At 56.9% G+C, this 23,616-nt stretch carries 23 protein-coding genes; 8 read left to right on the top strand and 15 right to left on the bottom strand.

Features of this window, described 5'->3' with window-relative positions; genetic code table 11:
• Positions 1–145 precede the first annotated feature (145 nt).
• From F4555_RS03490 to F4555_RS03425, 14 genes are all read right to left on the bottom strand, one after another.
• The gene (locus F4555_RS03490) at positions 146–799 is read right to left on the bottom strand and encodes an NUDIX domain-containing protein (RefSeq protein ID WP_004016927.1); all 654 of its coding nucleotides are present in this window, start codon (positions 797–799) and stop codon (positions 146–148) included.
• Between the two features lie 84 nt (positions 800–883).
• Entirely contained in the window at positions 884–2,008 is a 1,125-nt protein-coding gene (locus F4555_RS03485; RefSeq protein ID WP_103759000.1) for a glycosyltransferase family 4 protein, read from the bottom strand.
• Complete coding sequence (locus F4555_RS03480; RefSeq protein WP_103758999.1) at positions 2,008–3,270, bottom strand: glycosyltransferase family 4 protein; 1,263 nt, start codon at positions 3,268–3,270, stop codon at positions 2,008–2,010. The genes F4555_RS03485 and F4555_RS03480 overlap by 1 nt, the downstream gene beginning before the upstream one ends.
• The gene (gene murJ, locus F4555_RS03475) at positions 3,267–4,964 is read right to left on the bottom strand and encodes a murein biosynthesis integral membrane protein MurJ (protein WP_103758998.1); all 1,698 of its coding nucleotides are present in this window, start codon (positions 4,962–4,964) and stop codon (positions 3,267–3,269) included. The genes F4555_RS03480 and murJ overlap by 4 nt, the downstream gene beginning before the upstream one ends.
• A 16-nt stretch (positions 4,965–4,980) precedes the next feature.
• Positions 4,981–5,859, bottom strand: a complete 879-nt coding sequence (locus F4555_RS03470) for a beta-carotene 15,15'-monooxygenase (RefSeq protein WP_103758997.1) — start codon at positions 5,857–5,859, stop codon at positions 4,981–4,983.
• Between the two features lie 137 nt (positions 5,860–5,996).
• Positions 5,997–7,001 (bottom strand): copper transporter, encoded by a 1,005-nt coding sequence (locus F4555_RS03465; RefSeq protein ID WP_004014859.1) that lies wholly within the window; start codon positions 6,999–7,001, stop codon positions 5,997–5,999.
• 20 nt (positions 7,002–7,021) lie between these two features.
• A complete protein-coding gene (gene steA / locus F4555_RS03460; RefSeq protein WP_004012588.1) occupies positions 7,022–8,194 on the bottom strand; it encodes a putative cytokinetic ring protein SteA in 1,173 nt (390 codons plus the stop codon).
• A complete protein-coding gene (gene recN / locus F4555_RS03455) occupies positions 8,191–9,912 on the bottom strand; it encodes a DNA repair protein RecN (protein ID WP_004014857.1) in 1,722 nt (573 codons plus the stop codon). The genes steA and recN overlap by 4 nt, the downstream gene beginning before the upstream one ends.
• A complete protein-coding gene (locus F4555_RS03450; protein ID WP_004012590.1) occupies positions 9,909–10,742 on the bottom strand; it encodes an NAD kinase in 834 nt (277 codons plus the stop codon). Before F4555_RS03450 ends, recN begins: the two co-directional genes overlap by 4 nt.
• The gene (locus tag F4555_RS03445; RefSeq protein ID WP_115326075.1) at positions 10,739–10,975 is read right to left on the bottom strand and encodes a hypothetical protein; all 237 of its coding nucleotides are present in this window, start codon (positions 10,973–10,975) and stop codon (positions 10,739–10,741) included. Before F4555_RS03445 ends, F4555_RS03450 begins: the two co-directional genes overlap by 4 nt.
• Positions 10,976–11,083: 108 nt before the next feature.
• The gene (locus F4555_RS03440) at positions 11,084–11,917 is read right to left on the bottom strand and encodes a TlyA family RNA methyltransferase (RefSeq protein ID WP_103758996.1); all 834 of its coding nucleotides are present in this window, start codon (positions 11,915–11,917) and stop codon (positions 11,084–11,086) included.
• 42 nt (positions 11,918–11,959) lie between these two features.
• Complete coding sequence (locus F4555_RS03435; RefSeq protein WP_004014855.1) at positions 11,960–12,115, bottom strand: hypothetical protein; 156 nt, start codon at positions 12,113–12,115, stop codon at positions 11,960–11,962.
• Positions 12,112–14,187: an HAD-IIA family hydrolase gene (locus F4555_RS03430; RefSeq protein ID WP_114990361.1), complete on the bottom strand. Its 2,076-nt coding sequence runs from the start codon at positions 14,185–14,187 to the stop codon at positions 12,112–12,114. Before F4555_RS03430 ends, F4555_RS03435 begins: the two co-directional genes overlap by 4 nt.
• A 32-nt stretch (positions 14,188–14,219) precedes the next feature.
• On the bottom strand, positions 14,220–14,600 hold the full coding sequence (locus F4555_RS03425) for a hypothetical protein (RefSeq protein WP_248613694.1): 381 nt from the start codon (positions 14,598–14,600) through the stop codon (positions 14,220–14,222).
• A 316-nt stretch (positions 14,601–14,916) separates the two neighbouring features.
• On the opposite strand from F4555_RS03425, the gene F4555_RS03420 reads away from it, so the two are divergent.
• From F4555_RS03420 to F4555_RS03390, 7 genes are all read left to right on the top strand, one after another.
• Entirely contained in the window at positions 14,917–15,483 is a 567-nt protein-coding gene (locus tag F4555_RS03420; RefSeq protein WP_036369588.1) for a ribonuclease H family protein, read from the top strand.
• A gap of 234 nt (positions 15,484–15,717) precedes the next feature.
• Positions 15,718–15,954 (top strand): AbrB/MazE/SpoVT family DNA-binding domain-containing protein, encoded by a 237-nt coding sequence (locus tag F4555_RS03415; protein ID WP_004012600.1) that lies wholly within the window; start codon positions 15,718–15,720, stop codon positions 15,952–15,954.
• Complete coding sequence (locus F4555_RS03410) at positions 15,951–16,370, top strand: type II toxin-antitoxin system VapC family toxin (RefSeq protein WP_004014849.1); 420 nt, start codon at positions 15,951–15,953, stop codon at positions 16,368–16,370. Before F4555_RS03415 ends, F4555_RS03410 begins: the two co-directional genes overlap by 4 nt.
• A 144-nt stretch (positions 16,371–16,514) precedes the next feature.
• Complete coding sequence (locus tag F4555_RS03405) at positions 16,515–16,781, top strand: FitA-like ribbon-helix-helix domain-containing protein (RefSeq protein WP_004017876.1); 267 nt, start codon at positions 16,515–16,517, stop codon at positions 16,779–16,781.
• Between the two features lie 195 nt (positions 16,782–16,976).
• Positions 16,977–22,094 carry a DEAD/DEAH box helicase gene (locus tag F4555_RS03400; RefSeq protein WP_115326076.1) on the top strand — a complete coding sequence of 1,706 codons (5,118 nt, stop codon included), beginning with the start codon at positions 16,977–16,979 and terminating at the stop codon, positions 22,092–22,094.
• Positions 22,095–22,365: 271 nt separating this feature from the next.
• Positions 22,366–22,650 carry a type II toxin-antitoxin system RelB/DinJ family antitoxin gene (locus F4555_RS03395; protein ID WP_004016940.1) on the top strand — a complete coding sequence of 95 codons (285 nt, stop codon included), beginning with the start codon at positions 22,366–22,368 and terminating at the stop codon, positions 22,648–22,650.
• A gap of 5 nt (positions 22,651–22,655) precedes the next feature.
• On the top strand, positions 22,656–22,928 hold the full coding sequence (locus F4555_RS03390) for a type II toxin-antitoxin system YafQ family toxin (RefSeq protein WP_004016941.1): 273 nt from the start codon (positions 22,656–22,658) through the stop codon (positions 22,926–22,928).
• 27 nt (positions 22,929–22,955) lie between these two features.
• Here the strand turns inward: F4555_RS03390 and F4555_RS03385 are convergent, their stop codons facing one another.
• Complete coding sequence (locus tag F4555_RS03385) at positions 22,956–23,339, bottom strand: hypothetical protein (protein WP_004016942.1); 384 nt, start codon at positions 23,337–23,339, stop codon at positions 22,956–22,958.
• 76 nt (positions 23,340–23,415) lie between these two features.
• On the opposite strand from F4555_RS03385, the gene F4555_RS03380 reads away from it, so the two are divergent.
• Positions 23,416–23,568 carry a hypothetical protein gene (locus F4555_RS03380; protein ID WP_004016943.1) on the top strand — a complete coding sequence of 51 codons (153 nt, stop codon included), beginning with the start codon at positions 23,416–23,418 and terminating at the stop codon, positions 23,566–23,568.
• The last annotated feature ends 48 nt before the right edge of the window (positions 23,569–23,616 follow it).

Raw genomic sequence — 23,616 nt, 5'->3', positions numbered from 1 at the left:
TCTCCAAATCTAGCACATTTCGCAAGACACGTCTTGCGTAAACCCCTTATGTCACAATTATCTAGCTTGTCTGATTTCTGCTTGACAGCTCGGGTTGCTCGCACCTCAAGGTTGCCGTTTTATTTCACGAGGGGCTTACCCGGACTCACCTTAGCCACGGCGCCTCAGGTTTTCTCAGTTCATGAGAGGCTTGCAGCGCATACTGCGTTGCCAAAAGACCCACGACTGCGGAAGGGTTATGTATCCGACCTGCGAAAATGCCGGCTAGCGCCTCATGAAGCCCCACCCAACGCCGAGTCATGAACGCCTCTTCGTCTTGCTTCACGAAAGTCTGTTCGGCAAGCGGGATGGACTCAAGGTCGCGCGCCAGGAATACGCGCAGTGATTCGGTGGAGCCACCCGGGGTGGTGAAGTAGTCCACCAGCACGTCCCAGCGCCCGGCACGCAGCTCGGCTTCCTCGGCCAACTCACGCTTCGCGGCCACCAGGGGATCCTCTCCAGGAATATCCAACAACCCGGCGGGAATCTCCCATAGGGTAGCACCTACCGGATGCCGATACTGGTCAATCAACAGCACTTCTGGAAGTCCTTCTGGATTGTATTCCGAAGCAACCTCGCGCAGCGGCACTATCGCCACCGCCCCGGGGTGTTTCACGAATTCACGCACCGCCACACCCCCGCCGTATTGAACACGCTCGCTTTGCATCGAGAACACGCGTCCGTGCCACACTTCCCGCGATTCCAATACCGGAAATACGGTCTTAACATCCGTCAAAACTTCCGTTTCTTGCTTTGTCATCTTTCCATCATCACCCAAGCCCGAGCATCCCGCAACCCCGCAACCTCAATCCCTAGCCACAACAGCCACCAACCTACGGTTATCCTATATGGTGTGCTCAACAGCGTGATGGGGCGCAGTATAACGCCGCAGCCAGTACTGTGCCAGGGTAGCGAAGGTTTCGAAGCCCGCCGCGCGTTGCCGTGAGGCCGACCCCTGACGTTTACCCGCATCCCCCAGAGCACTCTCAATGTAGGCAGCGAAACCCGCAGCATCCCCAACCGGCACCAGGAAACCGCACCCGCCCAGAATCTCGGGCACGCCCCCCACCGGGGTGGACACCACCGGCAGACCCGCCGCCATAGCTTCCTGCACGCTCAAAGGCCAGCCTTCGGATTTGGAAGTCAACACAAACACATCCGCCGCCCGCAAATAGTCCTCCATATTGGCAACCGCGCCGGGCAGCAAAAACTGCTCCCCGCGCTGTACCCGACGCCCCGCTGCCACCAGTCCCGCGCGCCGGGCATATTCCGGATCCCCATCGCCCAACACCACCCAGTTGACTGGGGTGTGCAAAGCCACGAAAGCCGCCCCAGAAGTTTCCAAATCTTTTTGTTCCGACCACCGCGCCGCACTAATCACCAAAGGCAGATTCACATCAAAACCAGGAGCGTCAGCGAATAAAGCTCGACGGAGCTCCAGTTTCGATTCCGCCGCTACGGGCGGCTGCGCCAACAACTGCGGCACTTTCAAGGAAGGAGCCGGAGACCAAAAAACCTCCGCACAACCAAGTTCGCGAGCCTGGTCGCAAAGCTGATTGCTAACAGCACTGACCAACGTAGCGAAGCCCAGCGGGAATCCCGCCAGCGCTAAATCCAAGCGACGGCGCCAGCCATGGGTCAAGAGCTCATTGTGCCAAGTAATGGCAAAAACCGGGTGTTGCCGATGTTTACGCCAGAATAACTCGAAACACCCCGCGACCAGCAACGCCGCCTGATAACCATGGGCGTGAATCACGTCAGCACCCCGGCAGAGCCTCAAAAAACGCCGCGAAAATCCCAGTCGACGCTTACCCATCGCCAGGGTTTTCGGAAAATCAAATCGCTCCAAAGTTGCCCGGGGTGCCACCACACAGATTTGGTGCCCCAAGGCGGACATTTCCCGACTCAGCGCTGCAACATACTGTCCCCGCCCCCCGGCGGAAGACCCGAGTACCTGGATAATTCGCATCACATTCCCACCTTTGCTGGGTTGACTGGGGAAAGGTCGGGTTCATGAGGTGCTGGCTGGGATTCCAAGACTCGTCGGGATTTAGTGGTATTAGCAATTGCCTGACGATAATATTGCAACCACTTGCGCGAAATATCGGCAATGGTAGGCCAATCCCAGGAACGCTGACGCGCCTCGGCCTGTTTTTCGTACCACAGTTCCGGTTCGGACAGCAAACGGGTGATAGCGGCGGCGGTTTCCTCGACATTAGCGGCGTGAACCAACAACCCCCCCACCCCGGATTCAGGTGGTAAATTCACGCTATCCCCGCGCGCCAACTCGGTGGCATCACGAGTGGACAGCAGAATATCACGCAACCTACCCACCGGTTCGGCCACCACCGGCAAGCCCTGACTCATGGCTTCTTGCGCCACAAACCCCAGGGATTCCCATTGCGAGGTCACTACCAGGACACTGGCAGCCTCGTACCAAACATCAAGATTTTTGCGCCACCCCAAGAAAGACACCTGAGCATCGGTGCCCTGAGAACGCAGTTGTGCCAACAACTGGGGGTTCCCATCCCCCACCACCACGGCAGTAGCCGGGTAAGTCACCTTTTCCATCGCTTTTACAAACAAATCCAGGCGTTTCTCCGCTTCGACACTTCCCACCACCAACACCAACTGGCCACGATTTTTTAGCCTCTCGCTTTGTGCTAGCTGTGCCCAGCGTTCAACGCGCTGTCTGCGGTTGGATAACGGATTGGCACGTAGTTTCTCGACCCGGGGAGAAACCAGGAAAGAAACCGAGGCATCAGTCGAAGTTTGGGCATCAATAGTCGCCGCCAAGTTCAGCGACGACCCAGTCAAACGACTGGCTTTGGTACCCAACCAACGGAAAAACAGTTTAGAAGCCAGTGTATCCTGACGTTCATCAGCCAGTTCATATAAGGACACCAACACGGGTGGACGCGAAGGCATGAAAGCCGTCAATAACATGACATAGATTGCCGCGCTACGTCCGTGCGCATGTACCACATCGGCTGCCGCAATCGCGGCTCGAGCCCTTTTGATACGGCTCAGATTAGAGCGAATCAAGTGCGGCTTCCACGTTGGTATCACCCACAGGGGCAACACTCTCTGTAAACGGTAGTGCTTCGCCGTGGTAGGTTCCGCAATGATGGAAATATCGTCCTCGTTTTGGAGGCTAAGCACCCCGGAAAGTGATGCCACGAAAGTACCCATAGAATGACTGGCTTTACCCACAACCATCAAGATATTCACGACTGGTCACCCTCCGAAGACTTCGGAAAGCGCAAAGATTCAGTGGCTTCGTTTTCAAGATGACACCTCATGAACCCCACTTTATCAACCCCACCCGACCGAACCCGGCGAACTACCCCGCGAAATTGAACCGAAGCCAAGTACAAACCCGGCAGGCTCACCGCCACAACCACTGCACCCGCCGCTAATGTCGCCCACAACACCGCCAGGGGCACATCCAACGCGACTATCACCCTGTAAATCAGGCGCCCCCCCGCCGCCCCCAAAACCGCCAACGGCAAGGTAACTACCAGAGCTAAGCTCACAACACGCCACCCCCCAGGTTGAATCCGCTGCCACACCACCACCAGATATCCCCCCGCGAGACTCATCCCCACTGTCTGTCCCCAGCCCAAAGCCAACAAAGACTCCGCACCCGCCCCCAAGCCGGGAACCAAAACCTTAATCAGAATCCAGGCCGTTACCGCCGCCACGCCCCAAGCCAGCAAAGCTGCTACCAGGGAATGCACCGCCCGATTCAAGGCAATCACCACCCGCGAAAGGTGATAGAGCAAGGCATAGCCCAACAAAGCCGGACTCACCGCCACAATCGCCAGTTCCAAACCAGGGATCGGACGATTCCAAGCAAAAATCGCCGCCATCCCCGGAGCCACTGCAACCAGGCCCGCCACTCCCAGGACAGCCAAGGCTGTAATCAACGCGGTAGATGCCGCAGCTAACTGGGCACACTCTTGGTGCTGCCCCGCCGCTTCACTACGTGTCAACAGGGGAAACACCACCGTAGCCACCGGATAAGTAAACAGGGCATATGGAAGCAGATAAACCGCTTGGGCATATTGAAAGACATTAATCGTGCCGACTTGCCCGCCCCAGCGTGCCAGAACCAACACCGCTAACATGTAGCCCTGCGCCGCCAACAGCGATCCGATTCCAAAACCCCCCAAAGCCAGAGCTTGACGCAACTGCGCCCGGGACATCACCCAAGTCGGCCGCAATCTTAGCCCCAGTCGCACCAAGGGAATCACCAACGGCACCCCCAACAGCGCCACTCCCAGACTGGTACCCCATCCCAGCACGTTTAGCGCCCGGGCATCAAAGGTATCGGCGCGCGACCACCACCCATAGAGTCCATAGGCCAGCATCACCACCAGCGAGGACAACGCCGGCATCGCGGCTGGCCACGCGAAACGGTCGTAAGCCTGTAAAATCCCCCCCGCCACCACCGCCAGCCCGTAAAGCGGAATCTGAATGGCAAAAGCCCGCAAAAATTGCGCCATTAAAGCGTTTTGCGCCGCCCAATCCGAACCACGCGAGGCCGGTAGCAGCGCCGCAATCGGATCGGCCGCCAGGAATAGCACCAACCCCAGGGGAATCAGAATCGTTAAAGTCCAGGTCAACAAGGCGGAAGCTATGCCGCTAACTTCTTGCCGAGAATTGCGAGCAATCGCCTTGGCCAACAAAGGCACGGTTATCGAGGCGAGTGCCCCGCCCACCGCAACCTCAAAAATCACATTGGGGATTTGGTTGGCCGAAGCATATGCATTACCAACTTCGGCGGCACCCACCCACGAAGCCTGCGCCAGCCAACGCAGAAATCCGAAAACGCGCGAGATTAGGGTGAAAACCGCTACCAGCCCGGCGGCGCCCAGCAGGCTCGCAGCGGGGTTACGTAAGTCTCGTGGGTTTCGAATCAAAGCACTCCTCGCGAATTTAAGCCGGGGTTTCTTTAACTGCGACAGCGTCGTTTGTCTGGAATGGGATTGACGGCACCATCTCGTCGGTCACGGCGGGGGCAGGGTTACGATTCTTTTCCGATTGGTCGTCCCGATGTCGCCCCAGTTCATCGAGGGTTTTCATGAGGGGATGGTTCTCGATTACAGCCGAAAAACTGATTTTTTCGCTGGCCAGAGTCAACGCCGTAATCCCAGCCAAAACCGCGAGTTTCGCGCCGCGTGAGCGCCCCGGTATCCAGGTGGCAGCCAGCGCTGCCCCCAGGGAATTCGCCCCCATATCCCCCAGCATGGTGTATTCACGCATATCCATGGGGAAAGCCGCTCCGATAGCGAATAGGTTCACCAAAGCGCGGTCTTGGCGCCCCATCTTGGGGCTTTGCCCGCGCCCCCCACAGGCGCAGCGGGGAAATATCCCAGCCAAACCCACTAGGCTAGCTACTTTCAGGGCGCGCCCGGGGCGCAAGTCGAATAGGTTCACTAAATTCGCGCCTCCGGCGATTACCCCGGCTTCAACCAACCAATCCAGGACTTGTCGGCGGGGTTTGGCCGCCAGCATACCGGTGGCTATCAGCCCCAGCATTTTCACCGCCCCGGGACTCAGACGCCCCTCTGCCAGGGCTCCGAGGTGTCCGTGTAGACCTTTGGTGGTTTTATTCCGAGTCTCGCTGTCTGTCATGTCGTCGTAGCCGCCAACCAGGCCAGCTCCTAATGAAGCCGCTGCTATTCGCCAGCTAATGCTATCTCCACGTAGCGCGTTGATGGCGTGCCCCGTAACCAGTTGCCCGACCAGCAGTGCCCCGCCCAGTAAGGTGACCTCACGGCCGCGGAAGTTGGTGCGTTTCCATGGGATTTTCATGTTTTGTCTCTCGTTTCGGGGCGATTTCTAGGGTTTGGGCGCGCTTCAAGCGACTGGTTGGCTGGGTTGGCTGGGTTGGCTGGGTTGGCTGGGTTGGCTGGGGCTTCATGAGGTGCCAGCCGGGTTGGCGAACTATTTCACTGACCAGGCTGTCCCGAATTGGGGGCGGCCTGACTAGGCTCTACCGGAGGCTCGGATCCCGGGGTTATTTTCTGATCTAGGGGCGGCACCAGCGCTGTTGCCCCTGACTCGGCACCCCAGGCTCCTACCGTGCCATTCATAGACGATACCAAAGCAAAAGGCAGTACCAGCAAGGCCGAGGCCGATCCGATACTGTCAACTGTTGATACCGGGGTGGACTCGAAACGAATGATGGAAACCAAGTCAGTGGGGGTGGTACCAGCCCCGAAAACCACGGCTCCACCTGCAAAGGAATTCAGGGTGCGTGCCAGCTCTAGGTACACCGGGTCGACACTTTTATCGCGTGTCGCACCGTTATCCTTGCCATTAGCGGGTGACTTCGTTTTGTCGGAGCGCGGACCGATAATCACCCCCACCCGAGCCGGAGCCTTCGCGGGGGTTACCACCTGAAGCAAAGGGGTATCCGCCACACTCAGAATCCCGGTTAATGCCTCGTTTTGGCCGATAAAAGCCAGTTGACCCACCGCCGCCGCCAAGGTGTCTTCCGGGGTAGTAACCCGGGTGGTATCCTCGAGATACTGGGTAATCTGGCCAGAAAGTGCTTCTCGATAGGCTTTTTTTTCGGGGGAAAAGAATTCCTCGCGCAGATTAATCTGGGCGGAAACCGCCCCCCCGGCCTGACCGATTTTCTCGCTGACTTTCTTGACATCCTCACCGTCAGCACCCGGCAAAACCACCACGGCCACATTCACTCCAGCCAGGAGTTTGTCAAAAATTCGTCGCGCAAAAGCATCGGAAACCCGTTCGCTGGTGGTCAATTTTTCCTTAGATTCAGCCAGCTGGTTACTCAGAGCATTACGGTCTTCACGCAGCTTGTCCACTTGACCGGTCAAGGTTTCACCGATGGGTTGCGCCAAAGGACCGGCACCGAGAACTATCCCGACTGCCAGCGCCAAGAACACCGCCACCAGGGAAACAAGGTGATATCTAAAATCAATCATCAGTAATCCTTCCGGTAAACCTATCCGATTATGCCCCTTAAACTTTGCCACCAGGAATCCAGATTCGCCGCTACGATTCCTAAAAATGCTTGTCCCACCGCCGTTGCCCCCAAAGCAGCCAGCAAAGCGGCCAGCCCGGCCACCATCATAATGCCTATCTGAGAGTTATTAATGCGGGGGCGGTACAGTTTGGAAACCCCTTTAGCGTCAATCAATTTCCCGCCCACTTTCAGGCGCGTCAAAAATGTCGAAGACATCCCGGCACGTCCCTTGTCCAGGAACTCCAACAAAGTCGCATGTGTCCCTAAGGCCACAATCAGGTCTGCGCCTTTCTCGTCGGCCAGCAGCATGGTAATGTCCTCTGAAGTGCCCACGGCGGCCCACACTACGTGTTCCACTCCCAGCTCCTGTACCCGAGCCAGTCCTGGCACCTTGCCATTTGTGTACGCATGCACCACGATTTCCGCCCCGCTTTTTAAGGCGGTATCAGTTACTGAATCCATATCTCCCACAATTAAATCTGGCTTCAACCCGTTTTCCAGCAAGGCATCTGCCCCACCGTCAACCCCTATCAACACCGGGCGATACTCGCGAATATAGGGTCGCAGCATCTGCAGGTCTTCTTTATAGTTATAGCCGCGCACCACCATCAGTACTTGGCGTCCCGCCAGATTGGTTTTCAGCTCCGGAACCCCCACTGCTTCCAACAATAAATTACGTTCCCGTCGCAAATATTCCATGGTGTTAGCCGTAAAGGCCTCGATTTGTACTCCCAGCGAGGCCTTAGCAGCTTCCATATTGGCCGCATTTGTCTCTTGGGTTTGCCGCACGCCTTCGGCAATCAGTTTTTCGCCTTGATAGACCTGATTGTCCCGGATTTCCACCCGTTGACCTTCTTTGAGGCTCATCACGTCATTACCCAGGTCGTCAATCAGGGGAATTCCCGCGTCCAACAACAGCTTCGGGCCTTGATTGGGATAGCGCCCGGACGTGGATTGTTGGGCATTCAACACTGCGGCCGGACGTTTTTCCACCAGAGACTCGGCGGCGACCCAATCCAAATCCAGATGTGATATCACCGCAATTTCCCCGGGATGCAAGCGTTTCACCAGGTTCTTGGTGCGCGAATCAATCCGAACCATGCCGGTGGGGAGCGCGGTTTCGCGGCGTTTGCGGAAAAACATGGTTCTCATACCTCCGATTGTGCCACGTCTGCCTGCGCTAGCAGTTCATCAGCATGGCGCAAGGCCGTGTCGGTCAGTTGGCTGCCGGAAATCATGCGCGCCAGTTCTTCGCGCCGCGCCTCCGGATTCAAGGGTTCAAGCTGACTTTCACCTTTGCTTTTACTGACTTGGATTTGCAGGTTTGCAAAGGCCGCCACCTGTGCCAAGTGGGTTACCACAATTACCTGGTAGTCTTTCGCGAGTCGTGCCAGGCGTTTACCCACCTCGATTCCGGCTTGTCCTCCGATGCCGGCGTCTACCTCGTCGAAGACAAAGGTGCGTTTGGGGTTCTGGTTGTTATTGGGGATGGCACCTCGTGAAGCCGACGTACCCGGGGTGTCCGCTAAGCTGACCTCGAGCGCCAGCATAATTCGCGACAGTTCCCCGCCGGAAGCCGCCTCGGCCAGGGGCAACAGCGGCGCCTTCGCGTGTGGTTGCATCAGGAACTCGATGGTATCAGCTCCGCTGGCGGCAGGTTCGCCGAGCTCAACCATAATCTCTACCCGGGTTTCGGGCATGTTAAGGCCTTTTAGCTCCCGGTTAATGGCTTTCGTTAAAGTGGCGGCAGTTTTCTCGCGTTGCGCGTGTAGCTTTGCTCCGGCGGTTTCTAGGGCGGCACCAGTTTTTTCTACCGCGTTCATGAGGTGCTGGCGGTGTTCCTCGCTGTCTTGCATTCCACCCAGTTCGGTTTCCACATCTCGCCAGGCACTGCCAAGCGCATCGGGTTCCACGGCAACTTTCAGGCTCAAATCCGTAAATGCGGCTCGCCGGCTCAAGGCAACTTGTAGGGCTTGCGGGTCAGCATTCAAGTCCCGCAGGTAAATCCCTAACTCGCGGGTGGCTTCCCCCAGCGAGTAGCTGGCCGAGGCCACCATATCGGCCAAATCCGCCAGCGAACCGTCTTGTTGCGTGACCTTTTCCATGGCACGCAGGGCAATGTCAACTAGGGCATTCGCCCCGACTTGTATCTCGGAATCGTCATCCAGAGCCACCAGGGCGGCGGTGGCGTTTTCCCGCAGATTTTCCACATTGGAAAGCCGTGAAATTGTGGCGGTGAGTTCTTCGAATTCCCCATCTTCGGGAGCGAGTGCCTGGAATTCTTCGGATAGGTGCTCCAGGACTTCCCGGCGACGCTGGCGGGTTTCAAAGTTTTCCTCCCAGATTTCGAGGTCTTTAGTGGCGGCTCCCCATTCCTCCCAGGCCTTGGCGTAGGTCTGCAACGCTGCCTGGTGGGTTTTACCGCCGAACTCATCCACCGCTTCACGCTGGGCTTTTTCCCCGCGCAACCGGCTTTGCGTGGCCTGGCCGTGCACAGACACCAAATCCGCCCCGAAGGTACCCAAGGTGGCGGCCGGAACCGTGCGTCCCCCCAGATGAGCCTTGGAACGAGACTGAGCCGGAACAATTCGCGCGGCCTCTACCACGCCGTCTTCCACCACCCCCCCGGCTTCCATCACTACGGCGGCGGCCGATGCGTCGACTAGGAAGGTACCTTCCACCACGGCACTTTCACTGCCGGCCGCCACCAGCGAGGCGCGCGGCTGGGCTCCCAGCAACCAGTTCAGCGAAGTCAACAGCATAGTTTTCCCCGCCCCGGTTTCCCCGGTAATCACAGTGAACCCAGGGGAAAACCCCAACTCGGCGTGGCTGATGGTTCCCAGATTTTCGATGCGCAGGGATTCAATCATTTCCGGCGTCTCCATCCTTCGACGGGCAGGTCAAATTTTTTCACCAGTCTAGCGGAGAATGGCTGGGAAACCAGACGTGCCAGTTGCATGTCAGAAGCGGATTTCGTCACCCTAATCGAGGTTCCCGGGGGAGCCTGTAACACTCGGTTACCGTCGGCCCAAACCTCGCAGTCTTGCACCTGGTTGGGTAACACTTGGATTTCTAGCACTGCGGTCGGCCCCAAGACCAGTGACCTCGTGAACAAGCCGTGCGCCGCCAGCGGGGACAAAACCAAAGCCTGGACATCGGGCCATACCACAGGTCCTCCCACCGAAAAATTATAGGCGGTGGAACCAGTGGGGGTCGACACGATCAGCCCGTCCGCCCCGTATTCACTGACTGCACCCCCGTCAACCCCAAAGGCCAGCAGGGCGGGATGTCCTGAATCGGTGGACAGCACGGCGATATCATTAGCTGCCCATTCAGTATTGATTTTGCCGTCAGGGGTGCGAATCTCGGCATCGATGCACATGCGGCGTTCCACCTGGTAGTCGCCGTTTATCACCCGGCGGCACAGGTCTTCGAGGTTTTCTTCCTCGGCTTCAGCCAAGAACCCGACGTGACCCAGATTCACTCCCACCAGCGGTACTTGCTGACTTTGGGCGATATAGGCGGCTTCCAGAATTGTGCCGTCCCCGCCCAGCACAATAATCAGTTCCACTTGGGTGTCGCTGCCGCGTCCCACCGTGGCGATACCGGCTTTTTCCAGGATTTCGCACACTGTCCGCGCGGCTTCGAGGGCTTCTTGGCGTTTCCGGTGGTTGAACACCATAATGGTGCGTTTATTCACACCCGCTCCTCCTGTTTGCGGCTGAACCTGGCGACCTCTTCGGCGGTGGGTGGACGATACGGGCAGGCTTCGTCAGCTTCGCTGGCTCCGCAGCAGTCCGCGTATCCCCCCATGTCTTTCATGGCTTCGCCCTCGCCATCCCACTGTGGGGTGGCGGTTTGCGGGTCGCATCCCGTCACCCGTGCTATAGAATCGTCGCCGGGAGTATCTTCCAAAGATTTTTCTATTCCCATCCTCAGCCTCTCTTCCTTTCAATAACCAGTGTCTCACATCCCTGGGCGTAAATTTCCTTCTACTGTCCCCCCATTTTTACCGGGTTTCTACGGGCTTCTCTCTGTCTGTCAGCTTTTCGGCCCACGTTCCACGGCTTTCCGACATGCCTGCACCAGTTCTTCGCTTTCCAGGGGGTGCTCCACTAGATTTTGGCGCGCAAAGTACAAGAAATACTCCACATTACCCGCCGGTCCTGCCAGCCCGGAAGGTGCTACCTGGGCGATACCCATCCCCAGTTTTTGCGCCGCCCCGGCTACCCCCAAAACAGTTTCGATGCGCTGGTTCACGTCACGTACCACTCCCCCGTGTCCCAGGCGTTCTCGCCCAATTTCGAACTGGGGTTTAACCATCACCAGGTACCACGCTGTTTCCCGGGTTGCCGCTGTCAACGCCGGCAACACCAGTTCCAGGGAAATAAACGATAAATCCCCCACCACCAGGTCGGCCGGCGGGTCTATCAACGCGGCATCCAGGGTGCGCACATTGGTTCGTTCCAGGTTAACTACCCGCGAATCGGTACGCAGCCGCCAAGAAAGCTGACCGTATCCCACGTCGACCGCGAAAACCTTCGCTGCCCCGCGCCGCAGCAGTACATCGGTGAATCCCCCAGTGGATGCGCCGGCATCCAGACAGATTTTATCTTCTATTGATGGTAAGCCCGGTCCGTAAAGTTCCAGGTAATCCAGGGCACCGAGCAGTTTGTGTGCTCCCCGTGAAGCGTAGGTGACGGTATCGGGGTCGCGCAGTACAATCGCGGCGGCAAGTTCCACTTGACGAGCGGGTTTCATGGCTGTCTGCCCGTCGACCAACACTCGCCCGGCTTGAATCATAGCGGCGGCTTGAGTGCGGGATGCCGCCAGGTGTCGGCGTACCAATTCCGTGTCCAAGCGGGCGCGTTTCATGTTCCTCCTTTGCCCAGCTATCTAGTCTCTACCACCGGTTACCTAGTCTTTACGCAACACATCTTGTAAAGCAGTGTTGACACGCTGCAACAAGGCCAGCTGTTCGTCGAGTGGCGCGTCTTTGGCTTGCTCGAGTGCCTCCCGATAGTCAGGCAGATCGTCACCTGTCATTGCGGCGGGACTCGGCACGCCACTCATGAATCCGCCTCAGGGATAGCTGACTCGCCCCAGTCTGCTGCGGGCACGGAATCTGTTGGCGCTGTTTCGTCGACTGCGGGGGTTGGCGTGACCGTAACGTTTTCTTCCGGCACTGTGGTGGTTTCGGCTGCACGAGGTGCCATCTCGGAGGGCGAAGCCAACGTGTCTGCCCCGTCTTCCTCGGGTTCATAGACCCGAGCCACTTCGCGTACCACGCTAAACTCGGGACAACGTACCCGGGTGCCTTGTTCGCGGGCATACCAAGCGGCGGCCAGTACCGCCCGGAATTCGGCCAGCGATAACTCGGCGCCTTCCTCTAGCGTCCCCAAGCCGCGTACCTCAATCGTTTCCCCGTTGATACGCGCGCGGGTGTCTCCGCAGTACCACCAGCCGCGTTGACGCAGTTCCGGGCGGTCAAAGGGCAACGCTAAATCCGACAGGTTCAAGGCCACAAAGTCGGGACGCTGGTTTTGGGGTGCCAACACCAGGTCTCGCGGCTGGGTCAGCCCGGTCATCACCACACAAGATGCAATCCCCGCCTGGTTGGCTCCCAGAATATCGGTGGCCAGCTGGTCGCCAATCGCCACGGCGTGATGTTTGAACACTCGGCGTTCCCGCTTGGCAGCCATTTTCTCGTCCAGGGCTTTTTCGGCCGCGATTTCTTCTTCGGTGGGTTTCACGAGGAGCTCGTCGGGGTCTTGCTGCGCCGCCTTGTTCTTCAAGGCTTCCTCTCGTTTCGCTTTGGCGGCCTCTTCGAAGGCCTCCACCTGGGCGGCGACCTCCGGAATGGAACGCAAATGTTCGGCCGCGCGAGATAAAGCGAGGTTGTATATCGATTCTTCTGGTTTCCCACACACTACTGGCTCGGTACGGGTAGCGGCTTTCACGGCCGAGACAAACGCCCCGTTGCCAATCCCGCGGCCGGATTCGGTGGGCAAGGCCATGTCCATATTGGTGGCTACCCACTTCGCGCCATTCCCAATCGCATAGCAGGCTTCGGACAGTTCCTTCCACCCTACGTCGAATCCGAGGCCTTGCAGCACGGCGGCGGGTTCCTCGCTGGCCGCATCCACTGGTTGGAAGCCTGCGGCAGTGACGGCGGTCGCCACGCCCTCACCCCCGACGCACAGTACCTTGTCCCCGGGTTCTATCAGTTTAGTCAGGGCGGCGGCACCGTCTTGTGCCGAGGTGACAACCTCGCTGACATCGGCCGTGATTCTAACTCCAGCCAGTTTTTCCACCACAGCTTGCGGGGGACGCGCGGCGTTATTGGTCAGGAAGAAGACCTTGGCTCCGAGTTCACGAGCCTTCGTGATGCCCTCGGCGGAACCGGGGGTGGCAGTGTTACCATTCCACGTCACCCCGTCCAGGTCGGTCATAATCACGGGGAACTGGGCAGCCAGCGCTACATTCGTACCGCGCATCGTGGTGGGGTTGGCTTGTTCTTCGGCCTCGGCTTCAGCCGCAAGGTCAATGATTTCAGCGTCCTCTACCTCGCGGGGTATCAAGGCTTCGACTTCACACGCCTCGAGTTCTTGGCCAAGTTTGCGCAACCGCTCGGCTTTCACGCTCAACAGGCGTCCGTATTCAAAGCTTTGCTTTTCGGGATTAATGCCTCTGAGCGCGGCCTCGACAATGGCCAGACCGGTTTCGTGTTCACCCAAGTCTGCCCGCGCGGCGGATTCTACAATAGCCAGTTCGACTTTCTGAGATTCATCCAGGGCGGTTTTATCGGCGGCGGCGATAATCTCGAGAGCTTTTTCGGGTTTACCCAAACCTCGCTCGCAATCGGCTTCCACCGCGACCAAAACGTCCATGCCACTCATGCGCCGCACCGTGCGCACCTCGCGCAAGGCCTCGGCATAGTTTCCACAGCCGTACGCGGTGAGCGCCACGGCTTCGCGCACTACGTCGATACGCCACGCCATTTTCAGGGCGGCTTTGGCGTGTTCATAGGCCAGCTGGGGGTTTTCATCCACTAATTCTCCCGACATCACCAGGTGACGAGCCACCAGTTCGGCGGTTTCTTTCGGCAGGGGGCTGAGTCGGCGCCACACCTCTTTATCCAGCATGTCCCAGGTGATAGAGGCGGGAAGATCCAGGTTTACCGCGCGGCGCGAGCCTTGACCACGTTTGGATTCGGTCGTGCGGGAACGCCCGTAGTCGCCTCGGTCGCGCCGACCATCCCGACGGTCGTCACGTCTCCCATCGTGCCGGTCATTACGGTCATTACGGTCATTACGGTATCCGCCCCGGCGATTGTCGTGGCGAGCGTCGCGATACCCATCCCGACGCTCGTCGCGCCCGTCTCGGCTGCCCCAGCCGTCGCGATTCCCGTGTTCACCGCGTCGCCCGCCAAAACCGCCAGAATCACGCTTTCCATAGCCGCGTTTATTGTCACGACCCTCCGAACGAAACCCGCCTTTGTCCCGGGAGCCTTTGAATCCGCCACGATTTTGGCGCGCCCCGTCACGGTAGTTGTCACGGTCTAGATGTCTGTTATCCCGGAAATCTTGGTTACGAGGTTCGTCTCCATTGGCCCGCTCGCCATATCCCGCAGATGAATTTTCTTTAGGGCTAGACTCTGTAGCACCCTTTCTTTCACGCCATTGTTCCGTTGGTGTATCCCCCAAATTTTCCCACGGTTTGCGGTTTTCCTCTTCCACAGCTGCCCTTTCTTCGGCCCACAATTAAATTGACTATTCCATCCTACCAATTCCTGGAACAGCCCGTCGCTGACTGGCACCTCATGAACTGGCACGTAACCACGCCACCAGCGCAACCGCTGCTACCACAGTAGGATGGTGTACATGGAAATAACGGTGGCGGCGGATGGTTCTGCTTTGGGTAATCCCGGTCCGGCGGGCTGGGCGTGGTTTGTGGATGAAAACAACTGGTCGGCGGGGGGCTGGCCGCAGGCGACGAATAATCGCGGCGAGTTGATGGCGGTGATTGATTTTTTGGAGGCCAGCGCCGTGTTTCCTGAAATCGCGGTGCATTTCCTGTGTGATTCCCAGTATGTGATTAATTCGGTGACCAAGTGGATGCCGGGGTGGAAGCGGCGCGGCTGGCGCAAGGCGGATGGGAAACCGGTACTGAATGATGATTTGATGAAACGTTTGGATGCGCTGCTGGCGGGTCGTCGGGTGCGTTTTGAGTGGGTGAAGGGTCATGCCGGTCACCCTATGAATGAGCGGGCTGATGATTTGGCTCGGGCGGCGGCTACTGCTTTTCAGGCGGGGCGTCAGTCGGTTACGGGGCCTGGTTTGGGGGTGTTTTTGGCTTCACGAGGTGCCAGCCCGGATTCCGGCGTAAATTCTGGCGATGTCGAATCTGGGAGCACGGGTTTCCAGCCCGCCTTGTTTTAGGCCTATCTTGGGTTTGACCGGCTTGACCCGGCGTTGATGATTCAGATAAGGGGCGGTAAAACATGGCTGAAATCTGTGGTTTGTTTTCCGCCGCCAAGGTTTCATGAGGTGCCATCCGGGAAACTGGCCGAAATTTTGCAGGCCGCGCTGGCAGGATTTCCGCATTCTCGCGCTGAATGGTTTGAGGTACGCCGTCCTATTGGCATTTGATTCCCAACCGGATACCATTTAGTTATGGAGGCAACACTGGACAAAGCGGGGCGGCTGGTTATCCCCAAGGTTTTCCGTGACCAATTGGGGCTTAACTCCGGGACTCCCGTTGACATTTCTTTGTACGGCAACGGGCTGCAGATCACTCCGGGCGGACGCAAAGCTAGTCTGAAAGTCGTTGCTGGTAAACCCGTGGCTGCCAGCGAGGCTCGTTTTGACGATGACTTGATGTACACCTTAATGGACAGCGTGCGTAAATGAGCGAAACTTACGCCATTGATACTTCGGTTGCGGTACCTTTGCTGCAATCAGCGCATGCGGCACATCGGATGGTACGAAATTGGGCAACGGACAAGGACTTGTGTCTAAGCGGGCATGCCGCTTTTGAAACGTATTCAGTGTTGACTCGTTTACCTTATGATTTAGCGGTAGCCCCGCCGGATGTGTTGCGCTTGTTCGAGGCTTGGTTCTTGCCCGCTGTGTTTTTGGATTCCACCAGTCAAGCCCAAGCACTACCCGAGTTGGTAGCGGCAGGGGTCAGCGGAGGCAGCGTATACGACGGGCTGGTCGGATTAGCCGCAGTGAAGCACGGACTCACCCTAGCGACTCGTGATGCCCGCGCCGCCTCGACTTACCAACACTTGGGCGTGGATTTCATCACAATAAACCAGCCCTAGCCGAAGAATTGCTGTCGCTCCCCAGAGCAACGGCTCTGCTCGTCCAAGACTTCCCGCCTTCATGAGGCGCTTACCGGATTCCCGATGTAATCTTAGACACGGAACCTCTTACAGAATCATGCTTAGTTTGCTAGCATCGCTAGCATGAGCACACTTACCATCAGGAAGCTCCCGGAGGTCACCAAACAGCGGCTGCGCCTGCGGGCGGCGGCTAATGGCAAATCCATGGAGGCCGAGGCTCGGGACATCCTCTCCACGGTTTTGGACACCGAACATCGCTTTGATAACTCCTGGGTGGGACAGCTATACAACCACTCCCTGCAAGAAGGCGGGGTTAACCTAGAAATCCCACTCGACACCCCAGATTTCACCGACCTCGGACTAAAAATCATCAACCCCTGGGATTCATGAGAGTCATTTTCCCCTGTTTGGGTCACCTTAGTTTGCGTTCGTCTTCCTACCCACCCCCGGGTTCATGAGGTGCCGTCCGGAGCCCAGCCGATTTTGCAGTCCGTGCTAAAAACTGGGTTCGAGAATCCCGGCTTTCACCCGGCGTTCTAGGTAAGCTGTTTGGTGGAAACTATCAACTTTCATTGAGGAGTCCTTGTGGAAGCAAATCCCGAAACCCCTGCGGTAAATGACCAGGCTATCGCGGGTCAGCCTGCCGCTACTGACCAGGCTATCGCGGAGCAGGGCGCGAGTGCGGCGGCTTTTGACCGGCTGCTAGCGCAGTATCGGGGTTCTGCCCGGTCACAGCGGGAAAAGGGAAATCTGTTTGAACAGTTGGTACGGGCGTATTTGCGTCTGGATTCCCAGATGCGTTTGCAGTTTGCGCGGGTGTATGCCTGGCGGGATTGGCCAGGGGCGGCGGGTCGCCCGGATACGGGGATTGACCTGGTGGCGATTGAACACCGGGATATGCCCTCGGACGGCGAGGTCACGCCGGATACGCCGGCGGTGGCGGTGCAGTGTAAGTTCTATGCGCCCCAGACCAAGATTCAAAAGGAGCATCTGGATTCTTTCCTGTCTGAATCGGGCAAAGAGCCGTTTAAGCGCCGGATTTTTGTGGAAACCACGGGCGTGGCTTGGAGCCAGAATGCCGAAGCCGCAATTCAGGGTCAGTCCAAGCCGGTGACCCGGATTGGACTGACGGATCTTAGGGCTTCGAATATTGATTGGAAGACTTATGATTTCGCCACCCCGGAGCTCTCCCCCACCCTCCAGGCGCATAAGCGGACTTTGGCGCACCAAACGAAGGCCATCAACGATGTCATGACTGGTTTCGAGACTCATGACCGGGGCACGTTGGTGATGGCTTGTGGGACGGGTAAAACCTTTACTTCCTTGCAAATCGCCCAGAAGTTCGCGGAGCGTGGGGATAGTGCCGGAGCGCGGATACTGTTTATGGTGCCGTCGCTGGCGTTGATGTCCCAGACCATGCACGAGTGGGCTGCCGAAGTGAGTGTGCCGTTTACCGCTTGGAGTGTGTGTTCGGATACGAAAGTGAACCGTAAACGTGCCGATAGGGATGATATTGCGGATATCGCCACGATGGATTTACAGATTCCCCCAACTACGGACGCGGTGAGCCTGGCGGATTCCCTCACGCAGGCTCGCCCTAATGAGGGACTACAGGTGGTGTTCGCGACTTATCAGTCGATTGGGGTGATTCATGAGGCGCAAGTCTTGGCGGGCGAGGCGTGGCGGGATTTCGACCTGGTGATTTGTGACGAGGCACATCGCACTACCGGGGCGAAACTAGCCAATGAGGACGAATCCGCCTTCACCAGGATTCACGACAATACTTATATCCGCGCGGATAAACGCTTGTATATGACGGCAACACCCCGGATTTTCAACCCGGCCATCAAGAAAGCGGCTCGGGAAAAGGACGCGGTGTTGTCTTCTATGGATGATCAGGCGATTTACGGCCCGGTGTTTCACCGGCTGGGTTTCGGCCAAGCGGTTGTCGGTGGGCTGCTCACAGACTACAAGGTGGTGGTCTTGCAGGTTCCCGAGGATCAAATCACTTCGATTTTCCAGCAGGGTGACGAGTACGGCGAGTTATCTATCCCCGAGGCCGCGAAACTGGCGGGATGCTGGAACGCTTTGGCGAAACGCAAAAATAGTTTTACTGACACCCAGTATGGTGATGACACTAATCCCATGCGTCGCGCGGTGGCTTTCGTCAAGGATATTAAAACTTCCAAACTAGTTGCCACCGAGTTCCAAAATCTGGTCAATCAACACCTGCAAAACCTCACCAATGCTGACCCGAGTGACAACCTGGCGGTGCAGTGTCGCCATGTGGACGGCACTATGAACGCGGTGCAGCGTGGGGAAGCTTTGGACTGGCTGAAAGCCGCCCCGGGCGAAAACTACCCGGTGTGCCGGATTCTGACTAACGCGCGTTGCCTCTCGGAGGGCGTGGATGTGCCTACCTTGGACGCGGTGTTATTCCTGAATCCACGCAAATCCTTCGTGGATGTGATTCAAGCTGTCGGGCGGGTGATGCGCCGTGCCCCGGGGAAACGGTTTGGCTACATTATCCTGCCGGTGGCGATACCCGCCGGAATAGCCCCGGAAGAGGCTTTGAACGACAATAAACGTTTCGAGGTGGTCTGGCAGGTTCTCCAGGCGATTCGCGCCCACGACGAGCGTTTCGATGCTACAATTAACGCTATCGAGTACAACGAAAGTCAGCCGGAAAACATTATTGTGGACGTGCTGAATTTTCAAAAGCCCCAACGTCCCGAAGTTATCGGCTCTGGGGGTGGCTGCGGCAGTGATAGTGGCGAAGGTGACACCACGCAAACCGTTGGTACGGGAACCGATAGCGGCACTGGCACCGTCAGGTCTTTCCAGCAAGTCATGTTCCCGGCTTCCCAGTGGAAGGACGCGGTTTACTCGAAAATCGTCAAGAAAGTTGGCAACCGCCTGTATTGGGACGACTGGTCAAAGGATATCGGCAAGATTGCCAGCCGCTACATCAGCCTGATAGAGACCCTCTTGCAAGACGAGGTGAACAGCGACTACTTTGGACAATTCGTAGATGCGCTGCAAAAGACGCTGAACCCGGGGGTTGACCGAAAACAGGCCATAGCTATGCTGGCGCAGCATTTGATTACCAAGCCCTTGTTTGACGCCATGTTTCCCGACCAGGAATTTACTTCGCAGAATCCGGTCAGCCACGCCATGCAGGGTATCCTGGATCGTCTGGCGGAAAACCAGGTGTTCGAAACCGAGCGTGAGCCCCTGGAGAAGTTCTACCAGACCATGACCGAGAAAATCCGCGCTATTGATAACCTGGCGGGTAAGCAGGAAATCATGCGCACTCTCTATGACAAGTTCTTCTCTAAGGCTTTCCCGAAGTTGGGTGACCGTTTAGGGATAGTGTTCACCCCGGTGCCGGTGGTGGATTATATTCTCCATTCGGCGCATGAGGCGCTAGTCAAGCATTTTGGCAAGGGTTTGGGTGACGAGGGTGTCGCAATTATCGAGCCTTTCCTGGGAACCGGCACCTTCATCACCCGACTGCTGCAAAGCGGACTGATTAGCCCTGAACAGCTTGACCACAAGTACCGCCACGAAATCTTTGCCAATGAAATCGTGCTACTCAGCTATTACATTGCGAGCATCAATATCGAACAGGTGTACCGCGAAATCCGCCTCGAACAGGGTATTGACGAGGGCTACGTGGAATTCCCCGGCATTACCCTGACTGATACTTTCCAGCTGGCCGAGAGGCAAAACCAGATTCCCTGCATCGGGGATTTCCAAGCCAACCTGGAGCGTGTTCAGGCTCAACGAGCCGCCAAAATCCAAGTCGTGGTCATGAATCCACCATATTCCGCCGGGCAAAAGAAGGCTAATGACAACAACCAAAACCTCAAATACCCCTGGCTAGATGGCCGTATCGCCGATACCTACGCGGCACGTTCCAGCGCTACTAACAAGAACAGCCTTTATGACTCGTACTATCGGGCTCTCCGCTGGGCCACCGACCGCATCGGGCAAGAAGGCGTCATCGCCTTCGTCTCCAACAACTCCTTTATCGACGGCAGCACTGCCGATGGGGTGCGCCTGACCTGGGTAGATGAATTTAGCGATATTTACGTATATAACCTGCGCGGTAATGCCCGGACTCAGGATGAACGACGCCGCCAGGAAGCCGGAAACGTGTTCGGGGAAGGTTCGCGTACCGGGGTAGCTATCACTATCCTGGTGAAAAAACCCAGTGACGATACCGCCCGGAAACGCCCCGCCCGCATCCACTACACCGAGGTAGACGACTATCTCACCGCCCAAGAAAAACTCGATGTCCTCAGTAACGAGGCTTCTATCGCCGGCACCCAACAACACGGAAAATTCGACACCATCACCCCCAACGAACACGGCGACTGGCTCAACCAACGCGACGACAAATACCTCGAATATCAATCTCTGGGAGCGAAAAAGAACAAAAGCAAGGATTACGGCCTGACAGTTTTCCAACTATACTCAAATGGCCTTCAGACTAATCGTGACGCATGGTGCTACAACTATTCCCGGAATGCGGTAGCCGCAAATATGCAACGCATGATAGACAACTACAATCATCAAGTAGAAGCTGGCGTAAAAGATTTCGATGCTACCAAGGTATCGTGGTCTAGTTCCTTGGACAACTACTTTAAGCGTGGAATTACTTTCAAGAATCGCCCAGAAGTTATACAGACATCGATTTACAGACCATTTTGTAAACAATATGTTTATTTTGATAAACAGCTCAACCACCGTCCATACCAGCTGCCCCGAATCTTCCCCACACAGGGACACCCAAATCTCGCTGTAGTTACGGACTCAGACAGCGTAAAGTCAGGCGCTGGTCTGATGGTAAATTACCTTCCAGATTTACACGTGGTAGGCACTTCACAAGCTTTCTCACTCTACACCTGGGAAAAAATCGATAAAAACAAGCCAGACGGGGGCTTCGATTTAGATGCCCTGGGGGATGCGCCCGCCGAGTATGCTGGCGACCTGGATCTTAGTCGCCCGCTGGAACAGCAGATTCCCCTGGTGATTGACGGGTATTGCCGCCGCGAAAACATCACCGATGCGACCCTCAAGGCCTACCGCAAGCACTACCAAGATTTGGGGATTACCAAGGAGGATATTTTCTTTTATATCTACGCCCTGTTACATCATCCGGAATACCGCCAGCGTTTCCAGGCGGATTTAAAGAAAATGCTGCCACGTATCCCCCGCGTTCCCGGTTTTCATGATTTCGTTGGCATTGGTCGCCAGCTCGCTGACCTGCATATCCACTACGAGGCCGCCGAGCCTTATCCCGAGGTCAAGGAACAATGGAGCTTGGATGCCCCCACTGACCCCTGGCAGAAATACCACATCGTGAAACCCGATTGGGGCAAGCAACCCGGCAAACGCAGCAAGGACTTCACCACCTTGGTCTATAACGACTACTTGACTTTCACCGGAATACCGCGCGAGGCCGAGGACTATAAGGTAGGCGGGAGCTCGCCCCTGGGATGGGTTATCGACCGCTACCAAATCAAAACCAACAAGCCCAGCGGCATCACCAATGACCCCAATGACTACTGCCGCGAACTGAACGACCCGACCTATATCGCCCGCCTCATCCCCTCCCTGGTCACCGTCTCCATGCGCACCCAAACCCTCATCACCCAGCTCCCCAAACTCCAGCTAGACCAGGTCGCTATCGACTAGCCCTCATGTCACCGCCGCTTCCTGGTAAAACCCGAAACGAGCACCTTTCAGAATGCGGCGTTGCGTATCTATCGCTCACCCTTCATACCTGCGTAGCGCAGCCGTAATCCCGACTGGCACCTCATGAACCCGGGTGACAGAGGCAATGGCGACATTCGAGACAAAAGGTGAGTCGACAGCAAAGAACGTCGTACCCCCATTTTAAACACGGAAAATGTCGCGATTGTTTCACTTATGCGCTACAATAGCTTGGACGAGAAGGCGGTGTGTCGTGGCCAAAACAGCCAATATAAACCTGAGGGTCGATCCAGAACTCAAGGCTCAAGTCGAGGAACTATACAGCGGGTTCGGGATTTCAGTAACCGATGCCATCAACATGTTCCTCCATGTCTCACTGCTGCAAGGCGGACTGCCATTCGAACTACGCCAACCCCGGTACAACGCCGAAACCGAAGCCGCCATGGCCGAAGCCCGCGCCATCTCGGAAGGCAAGATTCCCGCCAAACGTTACCAGTCCGCCACCGAGATGATAGACGACATCCTGGCCGAGGACTAAACGCCATGCTCGAGCTGATTTACACCACCAAATTCAAGCGAGACCTGAAACTGATGCACAAGCGCGGTGCCGATGTTTCTCTTTTAGCAAGTGTGCTAGACCGGCTGCGTCGAGGAGAAACACTAGAAGAAAAGCACCGAGACCACGCGCTAACCGGGAACTACCTGGGGTTTCGAGAATGCCACATTCAGCCCGACTGGCTACTGATTTACCTGGTGAACAAAACCGAACTAATCCTGACCGCCTCGCGAACTGGCTCCCATTCCGACCTTTTCTAGCCCCGGCGATTTCCAACAGGAAAAGACTCACGGAAGTACGCCGCAAATCCCGACTGGCACCTCATGAACCCGGGTGACAGAGGCAATGGCGGCTGACCCATCCGAGCCAACACAACGGTTCAACCGGTGCAACCAGAACGCCAAAGCAGCGCCGACCACGCCCACCCCGGCCATGAACACGAAAATAATCGAAAACCCAACCCCGGGATTGGTTTTATACGCATCCAAAATCGCCCCGTTAATCGCCATCGCCCACAGAATCGACGCAAACCCCATAAACGAGTTCACCGACATCGCCGAACCCAATACCACGGCCGGCAGGTGCACCTCCCCCACCCCTACCTCCGCCGCCAGCTCCACCGACGCCCCGATAACCCGGCACCTAGGACTCCACATCCCGTCTATGTGCATTCAAATTAATAGGGAGGGCTACGAATTCTCCTCATTCCGTACTTACAGCCCAAGCAGCTGTGCCAAAGTTTAAAGTATGAAACACAAAACCAGCTTTTGGATAGGAATCATTCTGATAGTCTTGGGGCACATCGGGGCGCTTGCGACTCTTACCAACCCGGGGGAACGCACTATCGGGTCGGCTTTTGTGATTGTTGTATTTTTGGTGGCGGCGGGTTCCTCGCGGTAAAGAATATCGAACAGGAATAACGACGTTCTAATAGCTGGACTTAGGAGG

The organism is Mobiluncus mulieris (genome assembly GCF_014204735.1).
GTDB classification, from domain to species: Bacteria; Actinomycetota; Actinomycetes; order Actinomycetales; family Actinomycetaceae; genus Mobiluncus; species Mobiluncus mulieris.
This window is presented reverse-complemented; position numbering and strand designations above follow the sequence as displayed.